At 35.5% G+C, this 13,630-nt stretch carries 5 protein-coding genes; all 5 read left to right on the top strand.

Going from position 1 to position 13,630, the window contains the following annotated elements; all coding sequences use genetic code 11:
• The first annotated feature begins 769 nt into the window (after positions 1-769).
• Entirely contained in the window at positions 770-1,783 is a 1,014-nt protein-coding gene (locus LPB248_RS00405) for a winged helix-turn-helix domain-containing protein (RefSeq protein WP_177209647.1), read from the top strand.
• A gap of 474 nt (positions 1,784-2,257) precedes the next feature.
• Entirely contained in the window at positions 2,258-3,646 is a 1,389-nt protein-coding gene (locus LPB248_RS00400) for an MFS transporter (RefSeq protein WP_177209646.1), read from the top strand.
• Positions 3,647-4,010: 364 nt separating this feature from the next.
• Positions 4,011-8,063 (top strand): two-component regulator propeller domain-containing protein, encoded by a 4,053-nt coding sequence (locus LPB248_RS00395; RefSeq protein WP_177209645.1) that lies wholly within the window; start codon positions 4,011-4,013, stop codon positions 8,061-8,063.
• An 836-nt stretch (positions 8,064-8,899) separates the two neighbouring features.
• Entirely contained in the window at positions 8,900-11,974 is a 3,075-nt protein-coding gene (locus tag LPB248_RS00390; RefSeq protein WP_255462971.1) for a SusC/RagA family TonB-linked outer membrane protein, read from the top strand.
• Between the two features lie 10 nt (positions 11,975-11,984).
• The gene (locus LPB248_RS00385; RefSeq protein ID WP_177209644.1) at positions 11,985-13,502 is read left to right on the top strand and encodes a RagB/SusD family nutrient uptake outer membrane protein; all 1,518 of its coding nucleotides are present in this window, start codon (positions 11,985-11,987) and stop codon (positions 13,500-13,502) included.
• The last annotated feature ends 128 nt before the right edge of the window (positions 13,503-13,630 follow it).

Below are 13,630 nucleotides of genomic sequence, written 5' to 3'. Positions count from 1 at the left end.
AAAGATGGGCAGTATTGCTCATCTTTTTTGTTTTAGTATTGTCTTAAATGAGCTAAAATCCAACATAGCGGGCATAATATTATGGAAAAGACTTGTTTCAATTGCCAGAAGTATCAGCAGACCAGCTGTCAGCACTGGCAAAAACCACGAAGCCTTTCGGGTTTGAGCACTAAGGCGGTGGGTTTTTCTGGCTTTATTTTGGCCCGACATGATGTAGGAGGCCAGGCATGTTTATTTAGATAATATTAAGTAGTTAGTTAGTTAGTTAGTTAGTTAGTTAGTTAGTTAGTTAGTTAGTTAGTTAGTTAGTTAGTTAGTTAGTTAGTTAGTTAGTTAGTTAGTTAGTTAGTTAGTTAGTTAGTTAGTTAGTTAGTTAGTTAGTTAGTTAGTTAGTTAGTTAGTTAGTTAGTTAGTTAGTTAGTTAGTTAGTTAGTTAGTTAGTTAGTTAGTTAGTTAGTTAGTTAGTTAGTTAGGATTTTTTTTTCTTTTAGACTGTTTCTATTTATTTTTAATTGTTTTAGATTTTTTAGTTTGATTCTGGCAGGTGAGAAGCAGATGGCTACAGTGATTAGCATATTGCTTAGAGGTGAATTTGTGAAGACAAAAAGAAGGTGAAAATATTCAGGTTTTTGCATTGCTGTATTTGAATACATGAGAAAATTCAACAGCGGGTTTTGCATCTTTGTCTTGAAGAGGAAAAAACCTGGTCTGGTCTGGTATTTGTTGTTGTGTTTGCATATATTTGTTTAAATTATAATAGTGGTCTGATATGCTTGAACATTTAGAAATTAATCATGAGTCTAAAAATCCGAAATACAAACAGTTGGCAGATGCAATTGTTGATTATATAACATCTGGAAATGCCCAGATTAATGATAGGATTCCATCAGTTAAGAATATTTCAGACAAATTGGGACTCAGTCGCGAAACTGTTTTTAAGGCATTAAATATTCTTTCTGAAAAAGGGATTATCGCTTCGTCTAATAGAAAGGGCTATTTTATTACTAAAGTAAATACAAGTATTGAGTATAGGGTTTTTTTTATGCTAGATAAGATGACTTCATTTAAAGAAAGGATTTATGATGGCTTAAGGCTTAATTTGGATAAAAACTCTGAAGTTGACATCTTTTTTCATCATGGCAATAAAAAAGTTTTTAAGTCACTGATATTAGAAAATGTAAACTCTTATACTCATTTTGTGATCAGCACTTTTTTTAGTGAGAGCGTGAGTGATGTGCTTAATTTAATTCCAGAAGGCAAATTAATTATAATTGACCAAAAAGAGCAGGGTGTTTTAATCCAGCATAGCCAGATATATCAAAATTTTGAAAATGACATTTTTGAATCGCTTTCAAAAATTTCTGATAAGATTAAGAAATATGATGAAATCTGCCTGGTTGCCCATTCAACAGCTCCCCATAGAACTTCAGTTATCAAGGGTTTTGAAAGTTACTGCGCCCTCTTTGGCGTGAAAAATTCAACGATTGACCATAACGAGATTGATGATATTAAAAAAGGGATTTTATATATCTTAATTAGTGAGAAAAATGATGATCTTGTAAAAATCATTAAATTCTGCAGACAGAACAATTATAATCTTGGAAGAGAGGTAGGCGTGATATCTTATAATGAAACACAGCTGAAGGAAATTTTAGAGGGAGGAATAACGGTTATTTCCACTGACTTTTTTAAAATGGGCCAACGAGCCGCTGAGGTTATAAATAATAGCGAAACTGTTGTGGAGGCCAACCCTTCTGAAATCATTATTAGAGCATCAATATAGAGCTGTTTTGCTGGTCTTGATTTATTGTTTTTTACGTATTGGTCTTGAATATTTTTCAATGCATCCCATTTTAAAAATTTCCTTATTCTTGGTATAGCCAAAATAAGGTTTTTTTTTGTTTTTGCCGACCCCTTATTTTGTTATCGGCGATTGGCTGTATGTTTCTTTCTTAATTAGATGCTGATCAATCAGATCAGGATCCATTTCTGTATTGGAAAAAAAATATGGATTTTGTTTGTTATTATAAAAAATGTCATATATTTGGCAACCAGACCAGACCAGACCAAATGTTTGACCATATGTATCATGGTTTGCCTGATTTGCCCAAGTGGATGGAGTACAAGATAAGATTTTGAAGGAAGGCATCAAATAGAAGTAAAGGAGAAGACATCTTATTTTTTGATATCATGCTGCCTATAAAGTGAATGGGGCATAAAACGAGTATTATCATTTAACCGCTTAATAAATTTACATATGAAAATAAAAGGTATGCGCTGGTGGATTATCGCATTATTGTTTATTGCAGCCATTCTAAACTATATCGACAGGCAAACCCTATCAGCTTTAGCTCCGACCATACAGGCAGATTTAGGTATGGATGATCAAGAATATGCCAATGTTATCAATATATTTTTAATCGCCTATACCATCGCTTATTTGATTTCAGGCCGAGTTGCGGATAAAATTGGCACCCGTGCCAGTTTGTTTTTCTTCGTAGCATGGTGGTCGGTGTTCAATATGCTTACCGCCGCTGCACGTGGCGTAAATTCTTTAAGTTTTTATAGATTTGGATTAGGTTTAGGCGAGGCCGGCATTTGGCCGGCAGCATCAAAGGCAGTTTCAGAGTGGTTTCCTGCAAAAGAAAGGGCTTTAGCAATAGGCCTGTATACCATGGGGGCTACTGCCGGTGCAACTATGGCCCCTTATATAGTTATCCCATTGGCCACTTATAATTATGCCGACGCAATTCCTAAAATAGCAAATTGGCTCGGAAATGGCCAAGGGTGGCGCATAGCCTTTATAATTACAGGATTAGCCGGTTTGGTATGGCTTATGCCTTGGCTAATGATTTACAGGCAGCCAGGAAAAAGCAGGCTAATAACCGGTTCTGAGCTGGCTATGCTGCAAACTGCTGCATTGGCTGAAGAAGGAGAAAGCTTAGAGCCTGAAAATACATGGTCTTGGAAACAAGTGCTTTCTTTTAGAGGAACCTGGCTTTTATTATTGGCTCGTTTAATAACTGATCCTGTTTGGTACTTCTACCAATTTTGGTTTCCGAAATATTTAAGTTCAGATAGAAGCCTTACACAAGAGCAGTTAAAAATTACCTGGCTCGTTTATGCGGCAGCTGGTGTGGGCAGCTTATTGGGGGGCGTTATTTCAGGTAAAATCGTAAGGAAAGGAGTGATGCCTGTTGCCAGCAGAATGTGGGTTATGCTGGTTTGTGCCCTGCTTATGCCTCTGTCAGCCTTTATAGCATCGGCAGCAAATTTAAACACATCATTAATATTGACTCTGTTTACAGTAGCAGGAGCTTTGGCTTGGCTAATTAACATTAGCTCATTAGTGGTAGATATCGTGCCTAAGCATTCATTAGGGACTGTATTTAGTGTTGTGGCTGCTGGCAGCACTCTTGGCGGTATTATGATGAATATGATAGTTGCCTCTATGGTGACAGGCCCATCGGATAAACCATCGGGTTTTTTAGATACAGCTTTTTATGCACTTTTAGATCCAATTTTAAATGCGGTGCAGGGGCAAGGGTATGCCCAATGGTTTTTGATCATGGCTTTTTTGCATCCAGCGGCATGGCTATTATTGAAATTTGGAGGGATATATAAAATTTCAGCCACGGCAAAATAATATTCGGTTTCATTGGCCAGAAAACAAGAATGATTTATGCCGCTATAAGGAGAAGAAAACGCTATCAGGGCATTATTGCGGACTTTGTGTCCACTGCAGTTTCCAGTCTCAGTTGTTTAAAATCCGCATCCTTTGAAGAATAGATTTTTGAAGATATAAATTGCTTTATGCTGCCGAGATGGATAAGTAGTTCATGAAGGATTATGTCCAAATTATTCTTTATGTAAAATCAGAATGATCAAATGTTTCTTTTTTTAATATAAAAGATATAATAGAGTCTTTTTTTTTATAAAATTATAAGCAGAATATTTATAAAATTAACTTATAATTGTGGATTTAATATAAAAACTAAAACTTCTTTACTTTGAAATATTTTGCCTTCTATTTTACAGTGCTATTTGGTTTTGCTTCTATTGGCTATTCACAAGATTCTCCTGTTAAATTTCTTGATATTTCTAGTGGTTTGTCTCATAATTCAATAAGGTCAATATTTCAGGATAATGATGGTTACATGTGGTTTGGCACCTACGATGGGCTCAATAGATATGATGGCTATAATTTTAAAGTCTACCGAAACAGGATTGGCGATAAAAAATCATTAGGTTTTAATCATATTTGCTATATTGAAGGAGATTCAAATAAAAATATTTGGCTAGGAGGCTCCAATGGAGTCTGTGTTCATAATAAAGCGAATGCTTCATTTCACTCGGTTCAGTATGTTTTTAATAATAGCAAGCCAAAAATATTAAAGGATATTATTCGACAGATACGATCAGTCTATAAAAAGGATGTATTAGTCGGTACGCAAAATTTAGGCTTGCTTATTTTTGAAGATGGTTCATTTACGGGTAAAAATATACCCTTAGAAGGATTAAATAATAAGATCATATATAAATACGATGCTGCAGTTATTGAAGATGTAGGCCTAAAAGGCTATTGCTGGGTATATGTTAGAAATGTTGGTCTTTGCAAATATAGCTACGATTCCCGAAAGCTAAAGGCTGCATATCCATTATTGATGGAAATAAAATGTATGAGTCCTTCTTTGGATTACAATCTTTGGCTGGGTACTGATGAAGGTCTTTTTCTTCTTAATACCCAATCCGGTTCACTTTCCGCAAATTATTTTTCAGATAAATGTACTGTCATGGATATTCTTTTAGATAAAAAAAAAGAAATTTGGCTCACTACAGATGGCTGTGGCATTTATAAAGTAGCAGGCAAAAATAAAAAAGCTGAGGTCTATAATTCTGTGCGCGACAACCAACTTCTAAAAAGTAATTCCATAGAGTGCCTGTATGAAGATAAAGAAGGAAACAAATGGATCGGAACCCTGCGAGGAGGCATAAGCATGTTGAGCAATGCGCCTAAATATTTTAAAAGCGTTCGATATACTGCAATAGGAAATGATCCAACGGAGAACTTTATTCTGTCATTTTGCGAAGACGAAAAGAAAAATATATGGATAGGTACTGATGGTGCAGGCCTAAAGTATTGGGATAGAAAGAATAATTCCTATATAAAATATCCCAATAAACTTTCAAGTGGATTTATTACAAGCATTATAAGAGACGATAGCAATAATGATATATGGCTTTCAACCTGGGCGGGAGGGATAGATCGCATTAATTCAGATCACACTGTAAGCCATTTTTCGTGCTATAATCCATACACGAAGCGCATTGAGAGAAATGTATGGTTTGTTTATAAGGACTCTAAGGGGAATATTTGGGCGAGTGCTACAAATGAAGGTTTTTTATATCTTTTTGATAATGGCAAAAATAATTTTGAAGTATATGATAAAGGGATTGATAATTTGCAATGTCTTACAGAGACTAGCGATGGTAAGCTCTGGGGTGGAAATTACAACTCCCTGATTGTTATCGATAAAGAAAAAAGAAAATTTGATAAGATCAGCGTTAGTAATCCGATTAGATCCATACTGGAAGATAAAAGCAAAAATCTTTGGCTTGGCACTCAGGAAGGAGGGCTGCTGCTCTTTGACAGAAAAACAAAAGTTTTTAAACGACTAACCACTGATGATGGCTTGCCTTCAAATACAATTTTAAGACTACTCGAAGACAAAGACGGAAATTTATGGATGAGCACCTATAACGGTATTTGCAAATTGGACTGGAAAAGGAAAATATTCAGGAATTTTTCAGTAAATGACGGACTCCAAAGCAATCAGTTTAGTTTTAATGCCGGGTTGAAATTATCCTCAGGAGAATTTCTATTTGGAGGAACAAACGGATTTAATGTTTTTTTTCCTGAAAAGATTAAAGAGTTAAAGCAAGAGAATAATGTTGTACTCTCAGATTTTTACGTGAACAATCAGCCTATTGAAGAAAGCAAAAATGAACTAGTCTCAGACTGGGATTCTGGTAAAATCAAAGAAGTGCGCCTGCCTTATGACCAAACTACATTGTCGCTGGATTTTGTTGCCTTAGATTATAATAATTCCGACAAGATAAATTATGCTTATTTCCTTGAAGGCTGGGACAATCATTGGAATTATGTCGGGCAGGTGCGAAAGGCAAATTATTCGAGATTGCCGGAAGGGAAATATACCTTTAAGGTAAAGACAACCAATTTTAAGGGAGGCTGGAATGCAGCAAAAAGTCTTGTTGCAATAGTTGTTTCTCCACCCTGGTATAGAACATGGTGGGCCTATGTTTTATATTTAACGGCTATTGCCGCAATTGTGTTTGCATACATAAAATACAATAAAAATAAGGAAGCCTTAAAGTATAAAGTAAAAATAGCTGAATTAGAAGGTAAGAAGGAAAAGGAAATTGCAGAGAAGCAATCTTCGATGTTTACTTATATCTCGCACGAGTTTCGCACACCGCTTTCACTAATTATAAATCCACTGAAAAAGGCGGTTCAAAAAGAAAGTGTACAAAATGGCTCTTCCGGCAGTGACTTGGCGATTGCCCACAGAAATGCAAGAAGACTTCTAAGTTTGGTAGATCAGCTATTGCTTTTACGCAAAGCTGAAAATGATAGTGATTCGCTTAGATTGTCTACTATTAATGTAAATAGCCTTTGTAATGAAGTGTATCAATGTTTTGTCAGTCAAGCAAAAGATAAGAACATCCATTACGATTTTAATGTGCCGGACCGTATTATTGAAATTATTGGAGATTATGAAAAAATTGAAATTTCCCTGTTTAACTTAATGTCCAATGCTTTTAAATATACTGCTGAAGGGGGCAGAATTACACTGAAACTTACTGAAAGTAATTCAGAAGTTGTCCTTGAAATTGCTGATAATGGCAAGGGTATTGAACAAAAGAATATGGAGGCTATATTTGAAAAATTCAAACAGATAAATTCCAAAGCATCCGTTGGGACAGGTTTTGGAATTGGACTTTATATTGTAAAGCATTTTGTAGAAAAACATAAAGGCAATGTAAGCTGCACTAGTGAAATTGGAAAAGGAAGCGTATTTAAGTTGGCATTCCTAAAAGGAGCATATCATTTTGAAGATGCTGAAATTACTGACATAGCCCAACAAAGAAGCCAATTGCTTAATGAGCTTTCAGCTGATGAGCCGGATGAGGATAATAATTCGCTTTCGGCTACTGTTTCAGAAAATGATTTTCAGAGAATAATGCTGACAGAAAAACGAACTGTATTAATTATTGATGATAATGCCGAAATAAGAAACTATCTGATCAAATTGTTTTCTGATTCGTATGTGGTTTATAGCGCAGAAAATGGTGAAGAAGGTTTAAAGTTGACTAAAAAACATATGCCGGATTTAGTAATCAGTGATATTGCAATGGAGGAATTAGACGGCCTGGAGCTGTGCAGAAAAATAAAAGAAAATAGTGCATTGTCTCATATTCCGGTTATCTTATTAACAGCATCAAAAAATCCTGAAACACATCTTCAGGGGATAAGCGATGGTGCTGATGATTATATTACTAAGCCATTTGATGATGAGATTCTTCTGGCACGAGTGGATTCTTTATTGAAGAATCGAAATAATTTGCGCAAATATTTTTTAGACAGTATAACACTCAAAGAAAATACTCAGAAGGTACCGGTTGAATATCAGGAAATATTAAAACGATGTATCGATATCGTAGAATCCAATATTCATAAAAGAGATTTTAAAATCAAAAATTTTGCAATGGAAATGGGGATGAGCCATAGTATGTTGTATACTAAAATAAAGATCATTTCGGGACAAACCTTGAATTCCTTTATTCGTTCTGTACGAATCAGAAGAGCAGCAATGTTAATGTTGACAAAAGATATTAATATTACTCAGGCAATTGCTGAAGTTGGATTTGAAGATCCAAAATATTTCAGACAACAATTTGTAAAGCTTTTTGGAATGACTCCCTCTGAATATATCAAAAAATACAAAAACTCTTTTAACGCTGATACCAATATTATCAAATAATATTTTTTTGTGTTTTCGTTTATGATTTTTGATAGTTTGACAATGTCCATGAAATCTCAGACGATTGTTGGCAAGTCACATTTTTTTTGGTGAAGAGCAATAAATGTCTATTTCACTTAACTAGCAATTATTACTACAATGATTGGATCCAATGACTGAACATTTTCAACTATGTTTTTATAGTTGTGCAACTGCCTGTTGCAAAAAAAAAAAAAAAACTAATTTTCTTACATTCTAAGCATTTGCCATCCTTACGCGAGATTACAATTCGATTTTTAAATTTTAAATTACTGTGGCAGTATTCAAAAAAGCAAGTCTATTTTCTGGTTTTTTAATAGAAGTATAACATCTACTGATTAAATTGTGTTGTTGTTATATGTGTAAAAAATGTGCTGTTTTTTTTTGTAGTTTATTTTTTTATTGCCGAAAAAAAAGTATAATTATGAATTTGACCTTCTTTTTTCTTGAATTTACCCCCTTAAATACTTTTGACTACACATTACTTTGCATCAAATAAAATTAAGATTGCGGTTGAAAATTACTTTTAGAAACTCCTTATAAAAGCGTGTTTTTTACATTTAATTCCTCTTTATCAGACGATCTTGACTTATTTGTATCAATAGAAATAATCATATTCAAGAAAATTGACCCTTGGGTAAAATCACCTTAAAAAGCCACTTTAGAATTCATCTGATAGATTATAAAAGTAGCTACTTTAATAATAAGGCAAGTTCCACGAATAGTATAAATCTAAACTAAAGGCTTTTTAATTTTATTTCTCTCGCATCAATAAAAATATAACTATTAACCAAAACCAATTTTAAAACTATGAATTTATGAAAAACAAAAAAAATGTCAGTCGAATGAAAAGCTTAAGATCTTTCATTGAGTCCAAACTCACACTTTCGATTTTTGCTATAATGTCGGCTATCAGTATGCAGGCTCAAAATGCAGTTATGGGAACAATACGCGAAAGCAAAACAGGTCAGAAAATCCCGGGTGTTACTGTAACTGTTAAAGGAACTTCAAATGCCACAGTAACCGATTTTGATGGAACTTATAAACTAAGTGTGACAAATTCACAAAGCACACTTGTATTCTCTTACATTGGCTTTACTACTGTCGAAGAGACTATAAATAACCGAGAGGTTATTGATATATCGCTAAATGAAGAAAGCAATGCATTAAATGAGGTAGTGATAATTGGATATGGAAGCGTGAAAAAAAGCGGTGCAACAGGAGCGATCAGCAGTTTGAAGGCAAAGCAATTGGATGCCCAGAGCAATACCAATTTAGGGAGCGCCATTCAGGGAAAGGTGGCAGGAGTTTCTGTAGAAGCTGCAGGAGGTAGCCCTGGTTCGGGAACAAGAATTCAGATCAGGGGAGCAGGTTCCTTAAACAATAACAACCCTTTGATTCTGGTAGATGATATTCAAGTATCATCAATGAACAGCCTAAGCCCAAATGATATTGAATCTATAGAAGTTTTAAAAGATGCCGCAGCTGCTGCAATTTATGGTTCCAGAGCTGCAAATGGTGTAATTATTATTACCACTAAGAATGGAAAAAAAGGCGATTTTAAAGTGTCTCTAGATGTATTTGGAGGAGTTGCCAGTGCAACAAAACAATTGAGTTTATTAAATCAGGAACAGTGGGCAAAAGTTAGCAATGCGGCTTATAGTGCAGCTGGAAAAGCGCCATTGCCAATTGCACTTAATCCTGAAGTGGGCGGTGCAGGAGTAGATTATCAAGATCAAATATTTAGGGTGGCGCCCACTCAAAATTATTCGTTAGGTTTTTTAGGGGGATCGGATAATTTAAAATACAGCATGTCTTTGAACTATTACAATCAGGAAGGTATCATTAAAGAAACTAATTATGAGCGTTTCAATATGAGAGTGAAATCAGATTATAAAAAAGGGATATTCAAAATAGGGGAAACCATTTTACTAACTAAAGAAAAAAGAAAAGAATTGCCTAATGTGCCAGGACAGGGAAGAAATGTGCTGGGAAGCGCCATTACAATGATTCCCGGATTTGCGATTTACGATGAAAATGCCATTGGAGGATATGGAGGAGCTTCTGGCCCAGTAACGGATATCTTTAATCCGGTAGCGGCATTAAATCTTTTGGATGTAACAAGCGATACCTATCAAGCCTTATTAAATACCTATCTTGAGGCTGCAATTTTTGAAGGTTTCAAATACAAATTAAACCTTGGAGCAACGGTTTCAGACTATAAAAGAGACAACTATACACCTCGATATGAGGTTGGAGGATTCTTTAAGAACCTAGACAATGATTTATCCCATTTAGATGAATTTAATCTTTACACTCAGGTAGAGAATACGTTGAACTACACCAAATCTTTTGGCAAACATTATTTGAATGCCTTGGCGGGATACACGGTCTATAATAATACCTTCAAATCAGTAACAAGCTCCGTTAGCGGCATACCGGATAATATATATACCCTATCTGGAGCAATCCAGCCAGCGGCCAGCGGCTATAATCTGGAAAATAATCTGGTTTCGTATTTAGGCCGAGTGATTTATTCCTATAATGATAAATATAGTCTGTCAGCTACTATTAGACGTGATGGGTCTTCTCGATTTTCTCCTGAGAACAAATGGGGGAATTTTCCATCTGTTTCAGCAGCGTGGAGTATTGGCAAAGAAGCCTTTTTTACGAATCTAAAGACGCCTATATCAGATTTGAAAATTCGTGCAAGTTATGGAGTATTAGGAAACCAGGAAATCGGGGATTATCAATATTTAGGGTTAATTACCTCTGGAATCAGTTATGGAGCAGGAGAGCCAAATACATTATGGAATGGAAATATTCAAACTAATTCTCCAGCAGTCGATTTGAAATGGGAAGAAACAGCCACTTCAGATATTGGTTTGGATCTTGATCTTTGGAATGGAAAACTGCAATATACTTTTGACTATTTCAAAAAGCAGACCTCTGATTTGCTTTTAAGGGTGCCAATTCCTTTGTCGGTAGGATCCAATAACAATCCATATACCAATGCTGGAAATGTAACCAATAAAGGATATGAAATGAGTTTGACTTACAATGAAAAAATAAAAGATTTTAATTTCAGTATCACTGGGAATTTTTCAAGCATCAAAAATAACGTAGACCAGCTTAGTACAGGAAGTCAGATTGTAGAGGGATCCAGTGGGTCATTTCATGGCGCTCCAGTAACATACACTAAAGTAGGCTACCCTATTTATTCCTTTTTTCTGGTAGATACAGATGGATTATTCAGATCTCAGGCAGAGATTGATGCACACAGAAAAAATGGAACGCTTATTCAGCCTAATGCGCAAGTTGGAGATATACGCTATGTCGATTATAATGGAGATGGGGAAATTAATGGAGAAGACAGACAATATAAAGGAAGTGCTTTCCCGAAGTTTGAATATGGAATGCGTTTTCAAGGCGATTGGAGAGGGCTTGATTGTACTATAGCCTTACAAGGAACTTCCGGAAATAAGATTTATAATGGAAACAATACGGATCTTGAAACAGTACGGGCAAATATTAATTATGCCAGCTCCACTTTAGACTCATATACTTTTAATCCAAATTCAAATTTCCCGAGATTGGATATTGATGATAAAAATAACAACAGCGCAGATTATTCTGATCGATTTCTCGAAGACGGCTCTTATCTAAGAATCAAAACTATTCAAGTTGGGTATACCATACCAAATAGTATAACTAAACAGGCATCTATCGATAAATGCAGGATTTATTTTGCAGGAGATAACCTTTATACGTTTACTAAATATTCGGGTTATAACCCAGATGTATCAGCAGATGCATTGGGAGGGCGCGGAATTGATTATAAATCATATCCACTGAGTAAGACAATCCTTTTTGGTCTGCAAATTAACTTTTAACTAGATAAAAATGAAAAAAATATCCATAATAGCATATCTAATGACGGGACTTTTAGCTGTAAGTTCCTGTGATACCAACCTTGAATTGGAAAATCCAAGCCAGCAGACAACCACTTCTTTTTGGAAAACCCCAGAAGATCTTGAATCAGCAGTAGCCACCGTCTACAATACTTTAGTAGATAATAATAATGCCGGCTATTGGGAAATACAGGCTATGCAGCTCAAAGAGAATAGAACTGAAAATTTTGTGGCAAGAAACGATGTGCAAGACCGTTATTCTGTTTCTTTTTATAAGAATGATGCGGGCAATAAACTGACGGCAGAAATATTTAAAACCCTATATATTGGAATTTTTCGCGCCAATCAGGTAATAAACTATGCACCGCAGATTCAAAATATTAATCAAACCAAAAGAGAACAATTAGTAGCAGAAGCCACTTTCTTAAGAGGATTAAATTATTTTAATTTGGTTAATGAGTATGGAGCAGTGCCTATTACTACTGATTTGATACAGACCCAATCGGATTATTTTAAATCAAAATCAACAGAAGCAGAAGTGTGGAATCAGGTTATTGCTGATTTTCAGTTTGCGGCCAATAGTGCTTTGCCTGAAATCTATCCTGCAGCTCAGAAGGGGAGAGTGACAAAAAATGCGGCTATCGCCTTTTTAGGCAAAACCTATTTGTATATGAAAGACTATGCAAAAGCAGAAGAACAGTTTGCTAAATTAGTAAACAACGAAGGTGCAAATGGCTACGGGCTTTTGGATAATTACGCTGAATTATTTGATGGGAAACATGAAAACAGTAAAGAATCTGTTTTTGAAATTCAATTTAGCAAAGTAGGAGGTTCGACTATTTGGGGCGGGACACCGGCAGAAAGAACAAGAGCAACAACCATGGCTCAGGAATGTGCTCCCGGTGAAGTCGGCGGATGGAACGAATTATTGCCAACTACAGTATTGCTAAATGCAATGACAAAGGAGAAAACTGCAGCAGGCGAATTTGATCCTAGGGCTTTAGCTACTTTGGCATGGAACTATCCTGACTGTGTTTTTTATAATGCTGATTTTGCCACTAAATTTGGGGCAAATGCAATATGGATCAGAAAAAACCAAAATTGGTGGAACAATGACGAAGGCGATTGGAAATCTGAATTGAATGAATTTGCAATGCGTTATGCAGATGTGCTTTTAATGCTTGCCGAAGCAAAAACAATGCAGGGAAAGGTTGCAGAGGCAATACCGCTGGTTAAGCGAATCAGAGATAGAGCAAAATTGGCTGATATTTCAATGGCTGGGTGGTCTAAAGATCAAATGATGGCAGAAATTATGCATCAAAGAAATGTTGAATTTGCCCGCGAGGGATTGCATTTTTTCGACCTAAGAAGATGGGGAGTATTAGAGACTGTAATAAAAGCCAGCCAAGTTGGAGGTTATGAGCTTTTTACTCCTAAATTCTCGTATTATCCAATTCCGCAAAGTGAATTGAATAATAATCCTAATATGACCCAAAATGCACCTTGGTAAGTGTTTGATTAGTTAGTTGTTGAGTTGGGCAAATGATTGACTGGGTTCAATCAGTCATTTGCCATCTCTTACTTATGACCTGTTAATAGTTCAACTGTTTTGCGCAGCCATCAATTTAACTATCAGCT

Source organism: Flavobacterium sp. LPB0248, from assembly GCF_013388355.1.
Classification (GTDB): domain Bacteria; phylum Bacteroidota; class Bacteroidia; order Flavobacteriales; family Flavobacteriaceae; genus Flavobacterium.
The sequence above is the reverse complement of the archived record's forward strand: the minus strand, read 5'-3'. Positions and strand labels throughout refer to the sequence as shown.

Coding starts and splice junctions, on each gene's coding strand:
- LPB248_RS00390 (WP_255462971.1), top strand. CDS start 8,900: ATGAAAAACAAAAAAAATGTCAGTCGAATGAAAAGCTTAAGATCTTTC.
- LPB248_RS00400 (WP_177209646.1), top strand. CDS start 2,258: ATGAAAATAAAAGGTATGCGCTGGTGGATTATCGCATTATTGTTTATT.
- LPB248_RS00405 (WP_177209647.1), top strand. CDS start 770: ATGCTTGAACATTTAGAAATTAATCATGAGTCTAAAAATCCGAAATAC.
- LPB248_RS00385 (WP_177209644.1), top strand. CDS start 11,985: ATGAAAAAAATATCCATAATAGCATATCTAATGACGGGACTTTTAGCT.